Here is a 20,523-nt window from a genome sequence, read left to right as displayed (position 1 = left end):
CCAAGGGTTCAACGCAATGCACCAGCAGTCCACGATCCGCGCCATCCGCACCACGCCGTTGGCCATGCGAGCCGCCAGGTGGGCCGCGTGCGCCGCGCTGTGCTGGGCTTCGGCGCTGGCCTTCGCTCAGGTGTCGGAGGAGGGGTTGCGCCTCTCGCCCTCGAGCGACCTGAGTTCTCGTGGCATGCAGGATTACATCTCCACCGGCGCGGCGCCCATCAGCATCCGCTCCCAGGCCTTGCCGGCGCAACAGTCCATCCGCATCGACGCGGGCCAGCGGGTCGAAGTCCCCACCGGCGGCAACGTGCCCGGCCCGGGCGTGAATCCCAACGCACCCTATCCCGGCCAGGTCTCCGATGAAGCCGCGGCGCAGAACCGTTCCCGCAGCGAATTCCAGCAGCTGATCTTCAAGACGCGCGGCCGCGACATCGAACACTACGGCCTCTCCCTGTTCGGCGCGCCGCCCACGACTTTTTCGCTGGCCGACCGCATTGCCCCGCCGGCGAACTACATGATCTCGCCCGGGGATGAAATCCGCATCCGCGCCTGGGGCCAGGTCGACATGGATTTCGTGGCCAGCGTCGAGAAGACCGGCCTGCTTTACATCCCGATCGTGGGCGCGGTGCCGGTCGGCGGCGTGAGCTTCCAGGAGCTGAAGGGCCTGATCCGCAACCGCCTGGCGCGCACCTACAAGGGCTTCGACCTCGACGTGTCGCTGGGCGCCATCCACACGATGCAGGTGTTCGTGACCGGGCGCGCCGCCAAGCCGGGTGCCTACACGCTCGGCGGCCTGGCCAGCCTGGTCAATGCGGTCTTCGCGGTGGGCGGGCCGGCGGAAAACGGCAGCATGCGCAAGATCGTCCTCAGGCGCAACAACGTGGTGGTCACGGAGCTCGACCTGTACGACTTCATCGCGCGGGGCGACAAGTCGAAGGACGTGCGGCTGCAGTCCGGCGACGTCATCTACTTCCCGCCGGCGCTGGGTTATGCCGCCATCGCCGGGAGCGTGCAGAACCCCGCCATCTACGAACTCACGCCGCGCACCAACCTGAAAGAGCTGATCGACCTGGCCGGTGGGCTCTCGACCACCGCACGGGCTGGCCGCGTGGTCGTGGAACGCATCGAGAACCGGCAGTCGCGCGTGGTTGCCGAATTCACCACCGAGCCGGCGCAGACCGCGCGCCTGATGCAGGACGGCGACGTGGTGCAGATCAACCCGATCTCGCCGCGCTTCGAGAATGAAGTGACGTTGCGCGGCCACGTGCCCGAGACACAGCGCCTGCCTTTCACGCGGGGCATGCGCGTCACCGACGTCGTGCCGAACCAGATGGCGCTGCTGGCCCACCAGTACTGGCAGGTGCGCAATGAAAAAGGCCGCGGCTTCCACTGGTTGCTCGACAAGCCGGCCACGGGCGGGCGGGTGGCGGCCAACCAGCCGCCAGGTTCGCTGGAAGCCATGGTGCAGCGCCAGCCAGTGGGCCCGGCGGATCGCAGCATGAGCGGGTATGCGCAGCAGGGTGCAGCGAGCCGGGACGCTGAAGACCGCCTGCGCAGGCCCCAGACCGAAGCGGCCACGCCGCCGGGACGCGTGCGCACCTACAACGGCACCGAGGGCCCTTCCGGCGACGAGCCGATCTACCGCTCCGGCCTGCCGCCGGCGGCGCCGCGGCCCGACATGCTCGACGAGCTCGCGCGCGGCAACCAGGACATCTACTGGGACTACGCGTCCATCGAACGCTTCGATCCGGCGACCCTGCGCACCGTCCTGATCCCGTTCCACCTGGGACGCGCCATCGTCGAACGCGACCCCAGCGAAAACAAGCTGCTGGAGCCGGGTGACGTCATCACCGTCTTCTCGCAACGCGACATCCGGGTGCCGGTGGCCAAGCAGGCGCAGTACGTCCGCATCGAGGGCGAGGTCGCGCGGCCCGGCGTGTACCAGATCGCCTTCGGGCAGCCGCTGGCCAACGTGATCGCGCAGGCCGGCGGCCTCACCGAGAACGCCTACGTTTACGGCACGGAACTGGTCCGGGAGGAAACGCGCCAGTTGCAGCAGCAGGAGCTCGACAACCTGGTCGACCGGCTCGGCGAATCGCTGGAACGCAGCGCCAGCACCCGGCTGCGCGAGTCGCTGGACGGCGGCGGCGCCGGCGCGCCGGACGCCAGCGCGGCGCTGCTCGACGCGCAGCGCCGCCTGGTGCGCAAGCTGCGGCTGGTGCAGGCCAGCGGGCGCATCCTGCTCGACGCCGAAGCCGTCGGTGAGCCGGGCCGCCTGCAACCCGACAAGCTGGACATCGTCCTGCAGGATGGCGACCGCGTCTACATCCCGGCCAGGCCTTCGACGGTGATCGTGCTGGGCGCCGTGAACCGGCCGAACGCGATGGTCTACCGGCCCGGCCGCAGCGCGCAGGACTACATCGCGCTGGCGGGGGGCGCCACCAGGAACGCGGCATCCCGCGAAGTGCTGGTGGCTCGCGCGAACGGCAGCGTGCAGAACCTTCATGGTGGCTCTGGCGGCTGGTTCAGTGGCGAAACCACCACGATTCTCCCGGGGGACACGATCCTGGTGCCGGAAGACACCGATGCGTTCACCTCGCGCCGCATCTGGCGCGACTGGACGCAGATCATCTACCAGGGCGCGCTGGGCGTTGCCGGCCTGCGGCTGCTCTCGGATGTGTTCACCAAGTGACGGCGCGCGCGCCAGCGTGAGCCAGGGCCACCTTCCAGGATGAACGCCCCCACGCTGTCATCGCTGCGGCGCTCGGCCATCCTCGCGGCCCTGGTCCTGGCGCCACTCGCGGCCGTGGTGGCATTCGCGGTCAGCCTGCTGCTGCAGGACGAATACCAGAGCACGGCCAAGGTGCTGCCGCCGGCCCTGTACAGCGCGCTCGCACGGGTGCCGATCTTCACCAATGAAGTGACCGCCGAACGCATGCCCGACCAGCAGAGCGTGCGCTACCAGAGCGACATCGCCATGAGCGTCCTGAAAAGCACGCCGGTGCTGGACGCGCTCGTCAAGCAGGAAGGGCTGGCGCGCCACTACGCCACCGACAGCCCGCGCGTCGCCCGGGAGCGCCTGCTCGATGCCACGCGCGTGTCGGCGGGCCGCGACGGCGTCCTGGCGATCCAGGTGTCGGACGCCAACAGCGCGAAAGCGGCCAGCATCGCGAACGCCTACGTCACGGGTCTGGAACGCTACGTGATCGAGCTGACCAACACCACGGCGCGCGCGCGCGCCGAGGCCATCCGCCAGCAACTGGCCCTGGCGCAGCAACGCCTGCGCGAACTCGATGCGGCATTCGTGCAGGTGCAGGCCCGCACCGGCATCGTCAAGGTGTCGCCCGAGCAGTCGGCGGGCAGCGCCAATTTGAATGACCTGCGCCAGCGGCTCGCGGTGCGCGAAGCCCAGTTGACCGCCATGAGCGTCTATGCCACGCCGGGAAACCCCGCCTATGTGCGCATCCAGGCCGAGGCGCAGGCCCTGCGTGGGCAGATCGCCGCGATCGTCGGCCAGCCCCGCACCGGCGCGGCGGGCCGTGGCGGCAGCGAGGACGAAGCCCAGTACCAGCGGGCCCTGCGCGACGTGCGCACGGGTGAGGAAGCCGTGGACGGCTTGCGCAAGCAATTGGCCCAGGCGGAATTCGAATCGGTGAGCAAGCTGGCCGGCTTGCAGGTCATCGAGCGCGCGACGCCGAGTGAAGTCCGCAGCGGGCCGCGCCGGCTGCTGATCGCCGGGTTCGCGTTCCTCGCGGCGGTGCTGGTCGTCACGCTGTGGTTCCTCTGGCGGCTGGGCCGCCTTCGCTCCGCCAGCCAGGGTTCAGGCGCCGCTCCCGCCGCATCATGAGCCGCCGGGCCGCCCCAAGGCGAATCCCGCAGCGCGCAGCGCGGAGGGTTGTCGAGTGACCGCGGCGGGCGATTCGCTGGTGCGCGGCCTGGCGGCGAACTACCTCGGCAAGGCGTTCACCGCTTTCCTGAGCCTGGTCACCCTGCCCATCCTCTACCGCCAGCTCGGTGGTGAAGCCTTCGGCGTGTTCGGCCTGTTCTTCTCCGTCCAGGTCCTGCTGGGGGTGTTCGACTTCGGTGTCGGCGCCGCGATGCAGCGCGACCTGGCGGCGCTGCAGGCGGGCGCCCCCACACCGCGTGCCGCGGACGTGGTCGCCACGGTGCGCAGCATCGAACGCATGCTCTGGGGCATCGTGGTGCTCGCGTGCGCCCTGGCGGCGGCGGGCAACGAATGGATCGCCGGGCATTGGCTGCACGTGCAGGCGCTGCCGCTGGACCTCGTCGCCCGGGCGCTGTTCTGGATGGCGGTCGCGGCCTCGCTGCAGTTCATCGGCAACTTCTACACGGGCTGCCTGAACGGCCTGCGCCGGCACCGCCAGACGAACGCGTTGCAAAGCGCCGTCTGGGCCTTGCGTTTCGTCCTGCTGCTGTGGTGTGTGCAGGCGGGGGTCGCGCCCGCGGGGACGATGGAAGGCGCGGTCGTCACCGTGCTGCAGGCCTGGGCGGCGAGCAATGCGCTGCACGTTCTGGCCGCGCGCGTGATGCTGATGCGCTCCCTGCCGGCGGCGGCGGGCGAGCCCGGCGTCGCGCACCTGCGGCAGGCGGCCCGCTTCGGGCTGCCGCTGGTGGCGGCCACCACGCTCATCATGCTGTTCAACCAGGTCGACAAGCTGGCGGCCAGCCGGCTGCTCGCGCTGGACAGCCTGGGCCGCTACACCATCGTCTGGAGCATCGCCGAGGTGATGTACCTGATGTACCAGCCGGTGTACACGAGCTTCCTGCCCATCTTCGCCAGCCGCCAGGCCGCCGCCAGGGCGAGCGGCGACGCCGCCGGCTTGTGGCAAAGCATCGCCCTCGCCTGGCGCGTGATGTCGATCGCCGTGCTGCCGGTGGCCGTGGTGATTTTCGCTATGCCGGGCCTGGTGATCCTGGCCTGGACCGGCGACGGCCAGCTCGCCGAAAGCGGTGGCGGCGTGCTGCGCTGGATCATCGCGGGCGCCGCGGTCAATTCCTTCCTGTTCATCCCGTTTGCGCTGCAACAGGCCGCCGGCGACCTGCGGCCCTGGACCTGGCGCATCGCGCTGGCGCTCGTGTTCTACGCGCCGCTGGCGATCCTGGCGATCCACCGGTGGGGCATGCTGGGCGCCGCGGCGGCGTGGTGCGCCGGCAGCGTCGTGCTCGCCATCTGGCTGGCGCGCGCCAGCGGCCAGTCGGTTCCCGACGCACCCGCGGGATCGGGCTTCCTCGACGCGTTGCTGCCGGGCAGCCTGCGGACGCTGCTTCCATGCGCAGCGGTCGCCGTGTTGGGCGCGTGGCTGCCGTGGCCGGCCGGGCGCGTGGGCGCCGCGGTGCTCGCCCTCGCCGTGCTGGCGGTCTGCGGCTTCGTCGCCTTGCGCAGCCAGCCGCAGCTCTGGACCTGGTGCATGCAGATGCTGGCGCGCCTCCGGGGCGGCCGGGCGCTCACCCCATGAAGATGCTGGCCACCAACGTCGCCTTCCAGTTCGCCAGCCGCGTGCGCAACGGCTGGGGGTGGTTGCGCGCCTCCTGGTACGGCGTCCGGCTGGGACGCGGCGCCGTCATCAGTCCCAAGGCCGACATCGCGCACGCCAGCTTTTTCGGCAACGCGCAGATTGCCAACGACGTGCGCATCGGCCACGGCAGCTACGTGAACTCGGGTCTGGTGGACAGCTGCGACATCGGCTGCTGGTGCTCCATCGGTTTCGGTGTGCACATCGGGCCGCAGGAGCACGACATGGCGCAGGCGTCGACCTCGCCGGTCTTCCAGCGGCAATTCCAGCCGGAGAAGGCGGGCCGCCACGTGCAGCCCGCCCGTCCGAAGATCGGCCACGACGTGTGGGTCGGCAGCGGTGCGATCATCCTGCGCGGCGTCATCATCGGCGACGGCGCGATCGTCGCCGCCGGCGCCGTCGTCACGCGTGACGTCGCGCCATACACCGTGGTGGCCGGCGTGCCGGCCCGGTTCGTGCGCGACCGCTTCGCCGACGAAACCCGGCGTCAGCGGGCCGCGGCCGATCTCCAGGCCGCATTGAAGTCGATCGGCTGGTCCGCATGACGAGCCCGGCCGCCCCCCCGGCCGCCGGCGCCGCCGCGACGCCCGAGGGGCCCGCACCCGATGCGCTGGCGAGCCTGCGCCGCTGGGCCTGGGGCATCGCGGCACTGACGGCCGCGTTCGCCCTCGCCCTGGCCGGCCTGCAGGATCATCCGCTGCGCCTGACGCTCTACGTCTGCGCCTTCGCCGTCATCGCCTTCTGCTACTTCGCCTACACGCACGCGGATCATGGCTTCGACGTGCTGCATCCCTCGATCGGCCTGTTCCTGCTGCTGTTCCTCTATTCGCTGTCGTCGGCCCTGTTCGTCGAAACCGAAGGCACGACGTTCTTCGGCGAGCGGCTGCTGCCCGACGTTCATCCCATCTACTACTGGACCTGCATCGCCGGGGCGGCAGGACTGGCGCTCGGACTGGCGCTGCGGCGCCTGTGCGGGGTGAGGTCCAGCCCGATGGTGGCGGTGGCCGCCGGGGACAACGCCCGGCTGCGCCAGACCATGGTCTGGTGCGCCCTCGCGCTGTGCCTGGTGTTCCTGCCGTTCATCGCTCCCAAGTTCAATTTCGTGACGGTCCGCTCGTACTACGAAACCGCCTTGAGTTCCCGGGTCGAACGCCTTGCGGACGATGCGGTGGGCACCATGGACGTGCTCACGTTGTACCTGCCGCTCACGCTGCTGCTGGCCACCTGCGCCTACGCGATGCAGTGCAAGCAGGTGCGCCCGGCGTGGCGCCTGCTGGCGCTGGCGGCGTTCGCGGCCTACGTCACCACCGGCTTCCTGGCGGGTGAGCGCTACACGATCCTCTATTGCGGCCTGGTGATGCTCGCGTACCGCCACTTCCGCGTCGCGCCCATCACGCTCACGCAGGCCCTGGTCGCCGGCGGCGCCGCCTACTTGCTGATGAACCTGGTGCCGATCGTGCGGGGCAGCACCGACCCGGCCCGGATGCTGCAGGCGCTGCAGGACAACTTCGACTTGCGGGGGTGGGCCGATTTTTCCCTGACCTACAGCAACGAACTGCTGACGGCCACCAACCTGCACCGGCACATCCAGGGCATGCTGCTGGGCGAGACCGGCTACAACTGGGGCTACTCGCTCGTCACCGACCTGCTGGTCTGGATCCCCCGCATCCTGTACCCGGACCGGCCGCTCCCGACGTCCGAGATGTTCGTCGAGGTGTTCTACCCCGGCGTACGCGACATCGGCGGGGGCTACGGCTTCTTCATCCTGCAGGAGGGCTACTGGGCCTTCGGCATCTTCGGGGCCTTCGCCTTCATGGCCTTGTTCGGCTGGATCGTCGACGGCATCTACCGCCTGATCTACCGCTGGCAGGGCTACGACCTCGTCCTGTTCCTCTACGCCGCCGTGTATGCAGACATCGTGATGGCGTCGATCCGCTCGGGCGTGGTGGGCTCGTTCAAGGCCGGCCTGCTGCATGCGGTCCCGTTCGGCTTCGTGCTGCTGGTGCATGCCCTGCGAAAGCGCCTGCGCAAGGACGGGCCTTGAGGGCCTGGATCGTCACTTCCGGCGAACCCCTGCCGAGCGATGCCGGCGGCGGCGCACGGCTGCTGCGGCACGGCATGGTGGCCGCGATGATGGTGGCGCGCGGCTGGCAGGTGGTCTGGTGGACCGCCAATTTCGACCACACCGAAAAGCGCATGCGCCATGCCGGACCACTGCCCGCCTCGCTGGACCTGGCACCCGGCTACCGGCTGGTCCTGCTGCCAAGCCGCGGCTACACCCGCAACGTCTCGCTGGCGCGCATCGCCGACCACCGTGAGCTGGCCGCGGCCTTTGGCCTGGCCGCGGAGCAGGAGGCCCCGCCGGACGTCGTCCTGTGCTCTTTCCCGCCGATCGAACTGGCGGCCGCAGCCACGTGTTACGGGCAGCGCCACGGCGTGCCGGTGGTGGTCGACGTGCGGGACTTGTGGCCCGACATCTTCCTCGACGTCGTCCCGGGTGCGCTGCGCTGGCTCGGCCAGTTGCTGCTGCAGCCCTATGCGCGCCAGGCGAGGCGTGCCCTGCGCGGCGCCACCGCCGTGACGGGCATCACCGAGCCGATCGTCGAATGGGGCTGCGCCAAGGCGGGCCGGCCGCGCGCACCGCTGGACCGGGCCTTTCCGCTCGCCTGCCCTGAGCCGCAGCCTGCCGATGCGCCGGGCGTGCAGGCCGCCACCACACGCTGGACGCAGCGCGGTGTCGGCACGGGACGCTTCGTGGTCTGCTTCTTCGGCGCGATGGGCGCCCAGTTCGACTTCGAGACCGTGCTGCGAGCCGCGGCCTTGCTGGAGCGCGAATGTCCGCAGGCGCTGATCGTCCTGTGCGGCCAGGGCCACGGACTCGCGCGCCTGCAGGCGCATGCGAGCCATCACCCCAACCTCCTGGCGCCCGGCTGGCTGGGCCGCGACGACCTGCACAGCCTGATGCGGCTGAGCGCGGCGGGGCTGGCGCCCTATTTCAACGAGCACAGCTTCACGCTGAGCGTACCGAACAAGGTCATCGAATACCTCTCGGGCGGCCTGCCGGTCGTGGCCAGCCTGCAAGGGCAGACCCAGGAATTGCTGGCCGCCCACGAGTGCGGCCTCACGTACCTCGAACACGATCCGCAGTCGCTGGCCGCCTGCTTGCGGCGGCTGTTCGACGATGGTGCGCTGCGCGCGCGCCTGGGCGCCAACGCGCGGCGGCTGTTCCAGCAGCGCTTCACCGCCGAGAGGGTCTACGGCGCGATGATCGACCACCTGGTGGCTGTCGCGGCGCCGGTCGGCGGGGCGCGCGCATGATCTCCGCCGTCCCCCCTCTGCGCAGCCTGTGGGTGCACAACTTCGACCCCAGCATCCCGGTGGGCGGCGTGTTCATGCACACGCTGGCCGACGCCATGCGTGAATGCGGCGTCCGCGTGGACCTCTTCTACACCGGCCGTCTTTCCAACCCCCTGGAGATCTGGCGGGCGCGCACGCTGTTGCGCGAGCTCAGCAGCGAGTTCGACGTCGTGCATGCCCAATACGGCTCCATGTGCTCGCTGGTCGCCAGCGCCGCGCCAGGCCGGAAACTGGTGTCGCTGCGCGGCTCGGACTGGTACGAGATCCCCGAAGGGCCCTTCGCGGAGCGCATGCATGGCACGCTGGCCAACACCTTCACCCGCCAGGCGCTGCCGCACTACGACCGGGTGGTGGTGATGTCGCACGCCATGCGCGCCGAGATCGAAGGACGCAGCCGTTCCCTCGCGCGCGGCGTGATCGACGTGGTTCCCGACGGCCTGGACCTCCGCCTGTTTCGCCCCATGGACCGGCAGGACTGCCGGCGCGCCCTTGGCCACCCCGACGACCAGCGGCCCTGGGTGCTGATGACCACCGTGTTCGAGGACAACCCCATCAAGCGTGTGCCCCTCGCCAAAGCGGCGGTCGAACTCGCGCGGCAGTCCATGCCGGAGCTGGTGCTGAAGGTGGCGAGCAACGTGGCGCACGAAACCATGCCGCTCTGGGTGAACGCCTGCGACGCCGTCGTGCTGACTTCGGTCCACGAGGGATGGCCGAACGCGATCAAGGAGGCCCTGGCCTGCAATGTCCCCTTCGTCTCCACCAACGTGAGCGACCTGGCGGCGATCAGCGCGCAGGAGCCGGCGTGCAAGACCGTCGCGGCCGAACCGCGGGCGCTGGCCGACGCGCTCCTGGCCACGCTGCGGCATCCCGGCCGCGCCAACCTGCGCGATCATGTGCAGTCCATGGACGTGCGCGCCGTGGCGCAACGGCTGCGTGAGATCTACGACGAGATGGTGCTCACACCATGTGCGGACTAGGCGCCATCGTCCAGCTGGCCGGCGACCGCGTGGCGCTCGAGCGCAGCCTGGGCGCGCTGGAGCGGGCGCAGGCGCACCGGGGCCCGGACGGCCGGCACTTCCGCGTCGCCGAGCTGGCTCCGCCTGCTGCCGGCGCAATCGCGCCGCTGCTCGGGCTCGCCCTGCAGCGGCTGGCCGTGGTGGACCTGAGCAGCCGCTCGGACCAGCCGATGCAGTCGCCGTGCGGGCGCTACGTGATCTGCTTCAACGGCGAGATCTACAACTACAAGGAGCTGGCCGCCGAGCTGCGGCGCGCGGGCGACACCAGCTTGCCGGCCGAACCCGGCGACACCATGGTGCTGCTCGCCTGCCTGGCGCGCTGGGGCACGGGCTGCCTGCCGATGCTCAACGGCATGTGGGCTTTCGTGCTGTTCGACCGCGAAGCCAACACGCTGCTGGTGGCACGCGACCGCATGGGCGTGAAGCCGCTCTTCTGGGCCCTGGACGACAGGGGGCTGGTGCTGGCCTCGGAAGTCAAGGGCGTCCTGGCGGCCACCGGCAAGCGCTACGCGATCAACGAGGACGTCGCCGCCCGACACCTGGCCCAATCGCTCGCCAACACCGACACCCAGACCATGTTCCGTGGCATCGAGGCGGCACCGGCCGGCAGCTTCGCGCGCATCGAGCTGGCCGGCCCGGATCCGCTTTCCCTGCAACCGCGGTTCGAACGCTTCTGGCGCCATCCTTTCGAGCTCGGCAAGCCGTTGCTGGAGCAGGCCGACCCGCACGAGCTGTGCGAGCTGCTGCAGGACGCCGTGCGCCTGCGCCTGCGCAGCGACGTGCCGTGCGGGCTGCTGCTTTCGGGCGGGCTGGACAGCTCGTCCATCCTGGCTGCCGCGCATTCGCAGCAGCTGGACTTGCAGGTGCTGTCGGTGGTCAGCCGCGACCCCGCCAGCAGCGAAGAGTACTGGGTCAAGCAGATGGCCAGGCATTGCGGCGTGCAGCCCACCTGGATCCGCATCGACGAAGACCCGCTGTCCATCCTGTCCGATCTGGACGATGCCAGCCGCTTCAATGACGCGCCCCTGCCCGGCCTGGCCATGATCGCCCAGCAACGGCTCATGCGCGCCGCCCAGGACAAGGGCATCACCGTGCTGCTGTCGGGCCAGGGCGCCGACGAGCAACTGGGGGGCTACAACAAGTTCCTCTACTTCTACCTCATGCAACTGCTGCAAGAGGGCCGTTACGGCGAGGCGGCCTCGCAGGCCTGGGCCTGCTTCGCCCGGGGGACGGTGCTGAATGAGTTCCGCCTGGCCGAGGCCAAGCGCTACCTCCCGTGGCGGCGGGCCTCGGCCTCCATTGTCGGCCCGCGGCTGGCGCAGGCGCAACTGTGCGACACCGCTTCGGCCGGCAGCTACGCCGCGCGCGAATGGCGCGACCTGCATTCGCTGTCGCTGCCGCTGCTGCTGCATTGCGAGGACAGCATGTCGATGTCGTGCAGCCGCGAGACCCGCCACCCGTTCATGGACTACCGCATCGTGGAGCTGCTGGCCACGGTGCCGGCCCGCCAGAAGTTCCAGGACGGCTGGCCCAAATGGATCCTGCGCCAGGCCATGCGAAAGCACCTGCCGGTGTCCGTGACCTGGCGGCGCGACAAGAAGGGCTTCAACATCCCGGAAGCCAGCTGGCTGCGCACCGCGTTTGTCCCGCACGTGCAGCAATGGCTGGCGGGCGAGCCGCTGTGCGTCGCGCACGGCCTGGTCAACGCGCCCGCCCTGGCGCTTTCCTACCGGCGCTTCATCGAAGGCGCGCCGGGCGCGGCGTACAAGGACGTCCTGGCCGCGTTGACGCTGGAATCCTGGTTGCGCGTGAATGACGGCACCCTGCTGAAGGGCTGAAGGCCTTCGAAGATGATGACGACGCGCGCTCGAGACGACGGGATCCGGCACCTGGAAGCGCGCATGGGGCGCTGGAAACTGGAGCGGCGGACACCGGCGGTGCGAGCGTCCCGGATGATCCACTGGCTCTTCGGCCATGTGCTCTACCCCCTTGGCATCGCTGGCGCGACGACGCTCGCGCGCACCGCCTGCCGGATCCTCGGCGCAGACATGGCGGTGGTCACCAATCCGCTGGGGGCGCGCTTCGCGTTCCCGGCCTGGGACAGCTACTACGGCCACTATTTCTACGCTGGCCGGGACTACGAGCCCGAGATCGCGCGGCTGCTCGCCGCGCATGCGGCCAACAGCTCGGCCAGCTTCCTGGACTGCGGCGCCAACTACGGCTACTGGTCCGTGCAGGCGGCGCGCGTGCTGCAAGGCGGCGTGGTGGCGGTCGAACTCCACCCGGCCACGATCGCGTTGCTGACCATCAATGCGAACTCGGCGGGCCGGCCGGTCCAAGTGCTCAACGCGGCGGTGTGGGACGAGGACGGCCTCGCCATGAGCGTCACCGGCACGGGCCAGCACGAAGGCCACAGCGCGCAGGTGGCCGAAGCGGCAGGCGCGGTGCGCTCGCGGACGATCGACTCCATCGTCTCCGAGCTGGGGCTCGCGCCGGAGCACCTGCTGGTCAAGGTCGACTGCGAGGGGGCGGAGGTCCGCGCCCTCGCCGGCGCCGCGAACGCCGCGGCGCGAGGTGCCTGCTTCGTTCTCGAAGACCACGGGAATGACCCGCAGTGCCGCGTCTCGCGCCGCGTGTTCGAGCTCGGCTGGCACCTCGCCATCTTCGACGCGCAGGCGGATCGTTGGCGGGAAATCGGAACGGTGGACGAAGTCAGCGGGATGAAGACCGATCCGGCGCGCGGCTACAACGTCATGGCATGGGCGGGAACCCTGCAGCCCGCGCTGGTTCGCGCCTTCGCGTGAGCGGCGTGCGCCCTCAGCGATCTTCCCGCGCCAGCAGTTCGAACGTGAAGATCCAGGCCATGCGTTGCACCAGGGGCACCCGGGCCAGCAGGCTGTCGAGCGCGTCCAGCAGGCCCAGCAGGCGCGGCGCGAACGCCGCCGCGTAGCTGGTGATGTGCCAGAAGCGCAGCTCGCCGAGATCGAAGAAGCGGCGGGCGAACGCGACGTCGTCCAGGCCCAGGATGTGCGTCTTCTCCCAGTCCGTGCGCATGGCCGGCGTGAGCATGCGGTACAGCTTGATGAAAGGGTTGTAGTCGAGCGCCTCCACGGCCAGGATGCGGCCGCCCGGCGCCAGGATGCGGCGCAACTCCGGCATCGCGTAGCTGAGGTCGAGGTGGTGCAGCATGCCGGAGCACAGGATGACGTCGACGCTGCCATCGGGCAGCTTGGTGTTCTCCGCGTCCGCCTGGAAAAAAATCGCGTTGGACACGCCGGCCGCCTGGGCATCGGCCGCCGCATTCGCCACGGAGACCGGGCTGATGTCGAAGCCGACGGCGAGCGCCGCGCCCAGGCTGGCGGCCTTGATGGCCTGCATGCCGTTGCCGCAGGCGAAGTCGAGGAACACCTTGCCGGGCACGTGCCTGGCAATCCACGCATCGGTGTAGTTGACCGACTGCCGGACGGTGCTGTAGTACTTCTTGTTCGAGTAGTACTTCTCGAAGTCGTCCTGGGAGATCGACGCCTGTGCCTTGCGGTCACGGTCCCGGTCGTGGAACTCGAGTTCGCGCTTCTTGCGTTCGCTCAGGCCGGCCAGCCATTCCTCGTTGCTGATCCGTGCCAATGCCTCGATTCGTTCGCGGAGCTCGGGCACGGTGAGCGGGGGGCGCAAAGTCGGCATTCGGGCCATTCTAGGCTCAGCGTATCCTTGAACCCGAATGTCGCTTCCAGGAGCAGGCGGACGCGTTTCAGCGTCCTAGCAAGTGGCATGCCATGTGGAACTTTTTGGCCTTTTGTCCGGTTAAGTTGTAACTTCGTCGGATGGCTGCTATATAAACAATAGCTAGATGCCTAGAAATGACAAGGTTTTTGTCCGGATTCTCACCATTTAGGTGGAATTGATTCGGTTGCAACTCGTTACGTCAATCCCTATAGTCCGCAGCATGCCGCGCCCTCTGTATGGATGACTACTTTGTTCGCACTCATTGACAGCCAGTGGTTCAGCACCCCATCGAACTCTTGGTCCGACGCCTGCGCGCCCTCGGCTCGCGGGGCGGACACGTCCTCGCCCTCGGCCTGCTCTCGGTCTGCTGCAGGGGCGGGGCACAACCCGCCGCTCCTAGCGTGCAGTCGCTCGATCGTGTGCAGGCCGAGCAGGAACGGTTGAAGAAGATGCTGCAGGGCGTTCCCAAGGCTTACGTCGACAAGGTCATGGTGCCTGGCGACCTGCCGTCGTTGGCAGGCGAAGAGCTGGAAGGCTCCGGGTCCGCCTCCGGATATCGCGCCTACATGACCGAAACGCGACTGAACGCGGCCCAGACGGACGACGGCCTCCAGCTGCGCAGCAGCCGCGAGCTGGGACAGCGCCTGGCCTACCGGCACCAGACCTTGAATTACGGCATTTTCGACGCGCAAGTCGATCTGCGCGCCACGAGCGGGGATCCGCAGCTTGGATTCGGGCTCGGCGCTGCGGGGCGCGAGCGCAGCGCGCGGTTCACACTGCGCAACCTCGGGCTGCCCCTCACGCCACGCGCCTTCGCTGACACAGCGGCTGGCGACATCTACAGCGAGGTGACGGACGGGCTGGCCCGCACGTACCGGATGTCCCTGGGCCATCGGCCGGTCCGGGGCCTGGCCACCCGCCTCTTCGGCGACGGTTTCGATGTCCGCGCCGGGACCGGGGAACGCGGCGCTTTCGCGGGCGGTCCGTTTCCGGGTTTCGAGCCGCTGCCTGGCCGGGTGTCCTGGCTGGGGGGCAGTACCCGCCTGCCCAATGGACTCTTGCTCGGCCTGCAAGCAAATCAGGCGTCCGGCGTACTGGAGGCGGATGGCACGGGGACCACCCAGGACATCGCCAGCGTTGCGGCGAGCGCCGGCTTCGGTGGTGCCGTCTACGCGGATGGCAGCAGCCGCGGCCGTCTCACCCTCATTCGCAGCCGGACCACCGGCCTCGGGCAGCCGCGCGAAGCGCAGGGCTGGTTCGTGGAAGGCGGGGTTGCCGGCTTCGGCTTGCGCCATGAGTTCGGTGTTTACGCGGCCGATGACAACCTGTACTTCGGCGACACCCAGTTGCCCGCCGACAACCGCGGGGCCTACTGGCGCGTCGATGGGGGCGGGATGCGCCATTCGTGGGGCCTCGGCCTGCAAGTGGAAGACACGAACCCCGATCGTTCCTCGGAGACCCAGGCGAACCGGCTGTTCGGATTCCAGGCGAACGGCGAGTACCGGTTCAACCGCAACCAGGCCGTCGGGGGATCGCTCCACCTCGAGAGGCGCCGCAATCTCTCGGTTGGCGGCCCTGGGCAGGCCGACCGCGGTGCCCGGTCGCTCTACGCCAGCGGCTATTTCCAGACGCAGAGCTGGGGCGGTGGCCGGACCCGGGTCCGCGCGACCGTGCGCCGCAACGAGATCCTCGTCACCGATGCGCTGCCCGCCTCCGGCGAGGAAGTGGAGATCGAGCACGACTGGATCCGCGGCCGGTACGAGACCATGCGGCCTGAACTGGTCACCACGCTGGGTTTGGCGCGGGAGCGCAGCAATGGCGTTTCGGTCGTCACGCCCACGGCCGGCCTCAGCTTTCGCTTCTGGCCTGACGCCGACTGGTCGGTGAGCGGCCATCTGCGCTACACGTCGAGCGACTCGAACCTCACGACCAGCCGGGGGCTCTCCGGCGTCGTGGACACGGAGAAGCAACTGGCCGACGGCTGGCGGGTCGGCGCGTCGCTGAGCCTGAACCAGGCCGTGGTGGACCTGAACAGGCTGGTCGACGGGGAACCGCGCGTGACCCGCAGCAACGACAAGATCGCCTCGGTCTACGTCCGCTGGGAGGGCGCCTCCGGCACCACCGCTCGCGGGCTCGGAACCCGCACCGGTCAACCGGGCGGCGGCGGCCTCGGGGGCATCGTGTTCTTCGACGCCGACCGTGACGGCGAGCAGCAGGCCGCCGAAAAAGGGGTCCCCGGCGTCGAGGTGCTGCTGGACGGAAGTTTCCGCGCCACGACCGATGCCAACGGCCGATTCGATTTTCCGCTGGTGACGACAGGTCGCCACCAGCTCTCGCTCCGGTTGGAAAGCGTGCCGCTGCCTTGGGGCGCGGCGGCCGGCCAGACCTGGAACGCCGAAGTTCCGCTGCGTGGCCTCGCCACGATCCGCATTCCCGTCGTCCGGGTGGGCGAATGAGGGCCGCCGCGCAGCAGACAACCCGTCCGGACGCGCGCCGTCCGGACAACCGTGCCCGTTTTGCATCGCATCCACGGTGGGCCGGAACGAACGCAGCGACGGCTGCCCTGGATGCTCAGTTTGATCTCTCGAGAGGAAATGTGAAATGAAATCGATCTTCAAGTCTTTGGCCATCACCGGCGCTGTGCTGGTCTTGTGCTCCGGTACGGCGATGGCGGAAAGCCGCTACGGCTACGCCTCCTCCGGCACCGGCACGGTCACCGCCACGGCCCGGGTCAGCGTCAGCGTGACGGTCCCGAAACTGATCCTGTTGCGTGTCGGTGGCTCCGGCGCCTTCGCGGCCGGCACGGACACCGTGGACTGGTCGCTCGCCGCTGCCACGCCGGCCGGCATCGTGAACGGCAACAACACGGTCATTGCCTGGGACGGTACGACCGCCCCCACGTTCACGGCGACCGCCGGCACCGTCGCGTTGCCCGCGAGCGCGTGGACGAACGCCAATGCCGGCACGATCAGCTGCCAGGTCACCACGGCGTTCGCTGCCGGCGGTCCGGCGGCGACCGACCTGACGGTGGCGATTGGCGGCGGCACACTGGCCCATCCGGCCGGCGCGAACGTTGGCGCCGCCTGCACGGGCGCAACGACCGCTTTCACATCCAACTCCGTGCGGACCTCCACTTGGACGTATTCTCTGGACAGCAGCAATGCGGCCAACTGGCGAGCTGGCGCCTACAGCGCCCAAATCACCTACACCGCCTCCGGCACCTGATCCAGGGACGAGGTGCGCGGAAGTGCGCGCGGGTCGGATGCGTCGAAAGGCGGGCCTGGCTCGCCTTTTGGCTTTTCTTGCGTTGAGCCTGGCGGGGGTTCCCGCCTCGGGACTGGTGCTGTACTTCGACGGCAGCGGGCAGCGCAGCATCACACTGCGTGTGGGCTCCAACGACGCCATCGTCAACAACGTCACTTTCGACGTCCTGAATGCGGACGTCGCCCCGACACCGACCCCTGTCACGGGTGTCGCGGGCAATGGGGCCCCTGCGGTGAATCCGGCCGGAGGGGTGCTCTTCGTGGTCTCCACGAATCGCCGGGGTGGCGGCGCCGATGTGGTCCGTTTGACGGCCAACTCCTCGGCCGGTCTGACCTGTTCGAGCGGCGTCTGCCTGGGTGCCGGCATCACCATCCCCTTTTCCACGATTTCGTGGACGTCGTACGAGATTCTCGGAGGCGGCTTCGCTTCAGGCATCCCCAGCGGCACGTTCACGGGCGCCGCCGCGCAGACCCTGTTCACGAACACCGTCCCCGCCGGCAACGACAGCCTCATCGCCACGAACGTGCTGCTGTTCCAGTACGCCAATACCACCTTGTATCCGTCGGGCACCTACACCGGCCGTGTCACATACACCCTGACCGTCCCATGAGCCGCCCCTCCATCCGCGCGCGCTGCCTGGCCGCTGTTGTCTCGGCGGCCGCGTTGTGCACGCCGCCGGCCACCAGCGCGCCGGTACGGCTCGACGACTCCGCCTCGCCCCGCTATCGGGTCGGCGCCCAGGTCGTGCTCGCCGAGAATGGCCGCCGGCTCGCCGAGATGCCATTGGCCAAGACGGCGGAAGTGCGGTTCGGCCGGGTCGATTACAAGCTCGCGACCGCGGCGTACCTCGGCCGGAAGGCTCGCATCTTCTATGTGGTGCCGGCCAACGTGCCGGGCCTGCGTGCCGCCCAGGGCCTGCGAGCCGACTGGCGAGGCCTGGGACGGTTTGCCGGTGGCAGCGCATTCGCGGGCCAGCGGCAGCTGGTCTGGAACGGGACGATCAGCGAGCCATGGATGGTCGAGTCCATCGAGCTGACGGCGCACGTGGATTTGCAGCAGGTACGCTGGGCCAGGGATGGTCATTTCGCGTTCGAGGCCTATTTCGAGATCGAGGTGCTGCCATGAGGATTTCCGCCGCCCTGTTCGTGGGCATGTGGCTGACGGCCGTTGCGTTCCCGCAGGCGCGGGCAGCCCCGTTCGAGATCGCCGTGTCTCCCTCCCGGGTCGAAGTGACTGGAAAGAGCGGCGCCCGCCTGGGTCAGTCGGTGAACCTGATCAACCTGGGCACGACGCCGACCGAAGTTTCCATCCGGACACTGGACTGGACTTTTTCCGAGGAAGGCCATCTCAACTACTTCGACGAACTGCGCGAAGGCAGCTGCCGGCCGTGGGTGACCCTCGAACGCCGATTCGTCCAGTTGGCACCACAGGGGCGCACCGCCTTCCGGTTCCAGATCGAAGTCCCGCCCGGCGCGAGCCGCGGTGAGTGCCGCTTCATGCTGGCCATCGAAGGCGTCGAGCCCGCCCACCGCGCGGAAATGCAAAGCGGTGGCGCCAACCTGAGCCTGCCGGTCAGCGGCCGCATCGCCATCGCGGTTTACGTCATGCTCAACGGTGCCGCGCCCAAGCTGGAGATCGTGCAGATCGGCGTCAAGGAAATCCAGGGATCGCGCGTGCCGGTCGTCACCGTGACGAACAAGGGGGATGCGCACGGACGCCTGGACGGCGGGCTGGAATCGGTCGATGCGAAAGGGCAGAAGTTCGATCTGATCCCCGAGGGCACGCCGGTCATGCCTGGGCAGACCCGGACACTACCGTTGCAACCGAGGGGGGAACCCAACCAGAGGCCGCCCGTCCCGCAGTTCCCGATCCGGAGTGAAGGCCAGCTGGACTGGGAGTTGGGCAGTTTCAAGGTGAAGATGGAGTTCCCGTGAGGCGTCCCTGGCGCCATGCAGTCGCCCTGGGCGCCGCGCTTGCGGCCATCGGCGCGGTGCGGGCAGAGACCGACACGGATGGGGGCGGCAGCGCCTCCGCGGCCCTGTCCGCCGTGGCACGACTGGATTTCGTCCTGAACATCGGGAAGTTCATCTTCTTCCGGGTGGGCACTGGCGCGTATCCCACAGCGAGCACGACGGTGGAGACGGTGGCCTTCACCCTGGTCCCGTCCATTCCCGCGGCGCCGACGGTTCCCCCGGCCACAGCCAACAACGTCGTCGTGCCCTGGAACGCAGCCGCCCCGACGTTCACCGGGACTTCGTCGACGAACGTGTTGCCGGTGGAGGTGCGCAGCAATGCGGGCCAGGTCACGGTGCGTGCGGCCGTCACCACCGCGCTGGTGAGCGGCCTGAACAGCATCCCGTTCTCCCAGATCACCATCACGTCCAGCAGTGCCGACCTGCCGGCACCGTTGATCCCAGACGCCGGCGCGGGCGCAACGGTCAACATCGCCGGGTCTTCGTTCGGCAATCGCGTCACCCAGCAAAGCGGAACCTGGACCTTCGGCTACAACCCCGTGGCCGTGCCGCCGGCCGGTGCCTACAGTGGTCAGGTGACTTTCACCGCCGCCTCGCCCTGACGTCGCTTGCCGGCGCCGGGATTCATCTCGGCAATGCTTCGACCTCCCTCACCCACCGGTCCACCAGCCGCCGCCGCTCGCTGGCCCTCCCGTATTTCTCGAAGTCATACTTGATCAACCGCACGTCGTCGATCGTGGGGATCCGGGGGTCTGGCTTGAAGGTCTTGTTCGCCGGCACCTGCAGGCTGTTGGCCCGGGCGCCGATCTGCTGCCCGGCCGGGCTCATCAGCCAGTCGTAGTAGCGCTTCGCGCCCTCTCGGTTGCGCGAGCCTTTCACCAGCGCAATCCCGCCGATCTCGTAGCTGGTCCCCTCGCAGGGGCCGGCCGAGGCCACCGGAAACTTGTTGGTGATGCGCTCGTTCTCGAAGCCGAAGATGAAGCTCACACCGATCGCCACCTCGCCCTTCGCCACGCTGCGGGCCTGCGCCGTGCCGCTGCGCGTGTACTGCGTGACGTTGCGGTTCAGCTTCTTCAGGTAATCGAAGGCCTGCTCCTCGCCCATCATCTGCACCAGGCCCGCCAGGATGGTGTAGCCCGTTCCGCTGGCGCCCGGGTGCGACGTCTCGATCTCGCCCTTGTAGCGCGGATCGAGCAGGTCCTTCCAGCACTTGGGGGCGGGCAGCTTCTTCTTCTTGAGCACCTCCTCGTTCCAGCCGAAACCGATGGCGCTGGTGTAGAAGCCGCCCACGTGGTTCTGGCTCATTGCATATTGGCGCACCGCCCAGCCGTGCAGATCCGCCAGGTAATCCGGCCGGTAGGCGTCGAGCAGGCCGACCTCGGCCGCCTGGTAGTAGGGGTCGCCGGTGCCGCCCCACCAGATGTCCGTCTTCGGGTTGGTGGCTTCCGCGCGGATCTGGGCCAGGGCTTCACCCGTCGGCTTGCGCGTCTGCTGCACGCGCACGCCGGTCGCCTTGGTGAACTCCTGCGCCGCGAGTTCGCACCAGGACTGGTCGGTGCTGCAGATCGCGCTGACGGCCTGTTGGGCCTGCGCGCCGCCGCCCCACAGCGACAGTGCCAGCACCGCCACCACGGACAGATTCTTCGTCATTGCCATCCC

The 20,523-nt window shown here is 69.1% G+C and carries 17 protein-coding genes; 15 read left to right on the top strand and 2 right to left on the bottom strand.

The features are described from left to right. Positions 1–16: 16 nt before the first annotated feature. The 9 genes from FN976_RS26775 to FN976_RS26735 are packed head-to-tail and all read left to right on the top strand — an operon-like array spanning position 17 to position 12,708. On the top strand, positions 17–2,689 hold the full coding sequence (locus tag FN976_RS26775) for an SLBB domain-containing protein (protein ID WP_186511225.1): 2,673 nt from the start codon (positions 17–19) through the stop codon (positions 2,687–2,689). Positions 2,690–2,728: 39 nt separating this feature from the next. After that, positions 2,729–3,844: a hypothetical protein gene (locus tag FN976_RS26770; protein ID WP_145896779.1), complete on the top strand. Its 1,116-nt coding sequence runs from the start codon at positions 2,729–2,731 to the stop codon at positions 3,842–3,844. Positions 3,845–3,899: 55 nt separating this feature from the next. After that, positions 3,900–5,474, top strand: coding sequence for a lipopolysaccharide biosynthesis protein (locus FN976_RS26765; RefSeq protein ID WP_145896777.1), 1,575 nt, complete (start codon positions 3,900–3,902; stop codon positions 5,472–5,474). Beyond that, complete coding sequence (locus tag FN976_RS29665) at positions 5,471–6,076, top strand: CatB-related O-acetyltransferase (protein WP_186511223.1); 606 nt, start codon at positions 5,471–5,473, stop codon at positions 6,074–6,076. Before FN976_RS26765 ends, FN976_RS29665 begins: the two co-directional genes overlap by 4 nt. Further along, positions 6,073–7,575, top strand: a complete 1,503-nt coding sequence (locus FN976_RS26755; protein WP_145896775.1) for an O-antigen polymerase — start codon at positions 6,073–6,075, stop codon at positions 7,573–7,575. The genes FN976_RS29665 and FN976_RS26755 overlap by 4 nt, the downstream gene beginning before the upstream one ends. Continuing rightward, complete coding sequence (locus tag FN976_RS26750) at positions 7,572–8,849, top strand: glycosyltransferase family 4 protein (RefSeq protein WP_145896773.1); 1,278 nt, start codon at positions 7,572–7,574, stop codon at positions 8,847–8,849. Before FN976_RS26755 ends, FN976_RS26750 begins: the two co-directional genes overlap by 4 nt. Next, positions 8,846–9,865: a glycosyltransferase gene (locus FN976_RS26745; protein ID WP_145896771.1), complete on the top strand. Its 1,020-nt coding sequence runs from the start codon at positions 8,846–8,848 to the stop codon at positions 9,863–9,865. The genes FN976_RS26750 and FN976_RS26745 overlap by 4 nt, the downstream gene beginning before the upstream one ends. Further along, positions 9,853–11,742 carry an asparagine synthase (glutamine-hydrolyzing) gene (gene asnB / locus FN976_RS26740; protein WP_145896769.1) on the top strand — a complete coding sequence of 630 codons (1,890 nt, stop codon included), beginning with the start codon at positions 9,853–9,855 and terminating at the stop codon, positions 11,740–11,742. The genes FN976_RS26745 and asnB overlap by 13 nt, the downstream gene beginning before the upstream one ends. 12 nt (positions 11,743–11,754) lie before the next feature. Beyond that, positions 11,755–12,708 carry an FkbM family methyltransferase gene (locus tag FN976_RS26735; protein ID WP_145896767.1) on the top strand — a complete coding sequence of 318 codons (954 nt, stop codon included), beginning with the start codon at positions 11,755–11,757 and terminating at the stop codon, positions 12,706–12,708. Positions 12,709–12,721: 13 nt separating this feature from the next. On the opposite strand, the gene FN976_RS26730 is transcribed toward FN976_RS26735, so the two are convergent. Continuing rightward, positions 12,722–13,585, bottom strand: coding sequence for a class I SAM-dependent methyltransferase (locus tag FN976_RS26730; RefSeq protein ID WP_186511221.1), 864 nt, complete (start codon positions 13,583–13,585; stop codon positions 12,722–12,724). A 443-nt stretch (positions 13,586–14,028) separates the two neighbouring features. Between FN976_RS26730 and FN976_RS26725 the strand changes: the two genes are divergently transcribed. The 6 genes from FN976_RS26725 (at position 14,029) to FN976_RS26700 (ending at position 19,466) form a co-directional block, all read left to right on the top strand. Then, positions 14,029–16,083, top strand: coding sequence for an SdrD B-like domain-containing protein (locus FN976_RS26725; RefSeq protein WP_145896763.1), 2,055 nt, complete (start codon positions 14,029–14,031; stop codon positions 16,081–16,083). A 145-nt stretch (positions 16,084–16,228) separates the two neighbouring features. Further along, positions 16,229–16,852, top strand: coding sequence for a hypothetical protein (locus tag FN976_RS26720; protein WP_255440869.1), 624 nt, complete (start codon positions 16,229–16,231; stop codon positions 16,850–16,852). Positions 16,853–16,919: 67 nt separating this feature from the next. Beyond that, positions 16,920–17,501, top strand: coding sequence for a hypothetical protein (locus tag FN976_RS26715; protein WP_145896761.1), 582 nt, complete (start codon positions 16,920–16,922; stop codon positions 17,499–17,501). Next, a complete protein-coding gene (locus tag FN976_RS26710) occupies positions 17,498–18,016 on the top strand; it encodes a hypothetical protein (protein ID WP_255440868.1) in 519 nt (172 codons plus the stop codon). The genes FN976_RS26715 and FN976_RS26710 overlap by 4 nt, the downstream gene beginning before the upstream one ends. Then, positions 18,013–18,825, top strand: a complete 813-nt coding sequence (locus tag FN976_RS26705) for a cupredoxin domain-containing protein (protein WP_255440867.1) — start codon at positions 18,013–18,015, stop codon at positions 18,823–18,825. The genes FN976_RS26710 and FN976_RS26705 overlap by 4 nt, the downstream gene beginning before the upstream one ends. Further along, positions 18,822–19,466 (top strand): hypothetical protein, encoded by a 645-nt coding sequence (locus FN976_RS26700; RefSeq protein ID WP_145896759.1) that lies wholly within the window; start codon positions 18,822–18,824, stop codon positions 19,464–19,466. Before FN976_RS26705 ends, FN976_RS26700 begins: the two co-directional genes overlap by 4 nt. Before the next feature lie 22 nt (positions 19,467–19,488). On the opposite strand, the gene FN976_RS26695 is transcribed toward FN976_RS26700, so the two are convergent. Next, entirely contained in the window at positions 19,489–20,514 is a 1,026-nt protein-coding gene (locus tag FN976_RS26695) for an ABC transporter substrate-binding protein (protein WP_432417894.1), read from the bottom strand. Positions 20,515–20,523 lie beyond the last annotated feature (9 nt).

Origin of the sequence: Caenimonas sedimenti (assembly GCF_007833165.1) — a bacterium.
Taxonomy (GTDB): domain Bacteria; phylum Pseudomonadota; class Gammaproteobacteria; order Burkholderiales; family Burkholderiaceae_C; genus Ramlibacter; species Ramlibacter sedimenti.
The sequence above is the reverse complement of the archived record's forward strand: the minus strand, read 5'-3'. Positions and strand labels throughout refer to the sequence as shown.

Coding starts and splice junctions, on each gene's coding strand:
- FN976_RS26720 (WP_255440869.1), top strand. CDS start 16,229: ATGAAATCGATCTTCAAGTCTTTGGCCATCACCGGCGCTGTGCTGGTC.
- FN976_RS29665 (WP_186511223.1), top strand. CDS start 5,471: ATGAAGATGCTGGCCACCAACGTCGCCTTCCAGTTCGCCAGCCGCGTG.
- FN976_RS26770 (WP_145896779.1), top strand. CDS start 2,729: ATGAACGCCCCCACGCTGTCATCGCTGCGGCGCTCGGCCATCCTCGCG.
- FN976_RS26735 (WP_145896767.1), top strand. CDS start 11,755: ATGATGACGACGCGCGCTCGAGACGACGGGATCCGGCACCTGGAAGCG.
- FN976_RS26730 (WP_186511221.1), bottom strand. CDS start 13,585: ATGCCGACTTTGCGCCCCCCGCTCACCGTGCCCGAGCTCCGCGAACGA.
- FN976_RS26775 (WP_186511225.1), top strand. CDS start 17: ATGCACCAGCAGTCCACGATCCGCGCCATCCGCACCACGCCGTTGGCC.
- FN976_RS26755 (WP_145896775.1), top strand. CDS start 6,073: ATGACGAGCCCGGCCGCCCCCCCGGCCGCCGGCGCCGCCGCGACGCCC.
- FN976_RS26705 (WP_255440867.1), top strand. CDS start 18,013: ATGAGGATTTCCGCCGCCCTGTTCGTGGGCATGTGGCTGACGGCCGTT.
- FN976_RS26745 (WP_145896771.1), top strand. CDS start 8,846: ATGATCTCCGCCGTCCCCCCTCTGCGCAGCCTGTGGGTGCACAACTTC.
- FN976_RS26710 (WP_255440868.1), top strand. CDS start 17,498: ATGAGCCGCCCCTCCATCCGCGCGCGCTGCCTGGCCGCTGTTGTCTCG.
- asnB (WP_145896769.1), top strand. CDS start 9,853: ATGTGCGGACTAGGCGCCATCGTCCAGCTGGCCGGCGACCGCGTGGCG.
- FN976_RS26695 (WP_432417894.1), bottom strand. CDS start 20,514: ATGACGAAGAATCTGTCCGTGGTGGCGGTGCTGGCACTGTCGCTGTGG.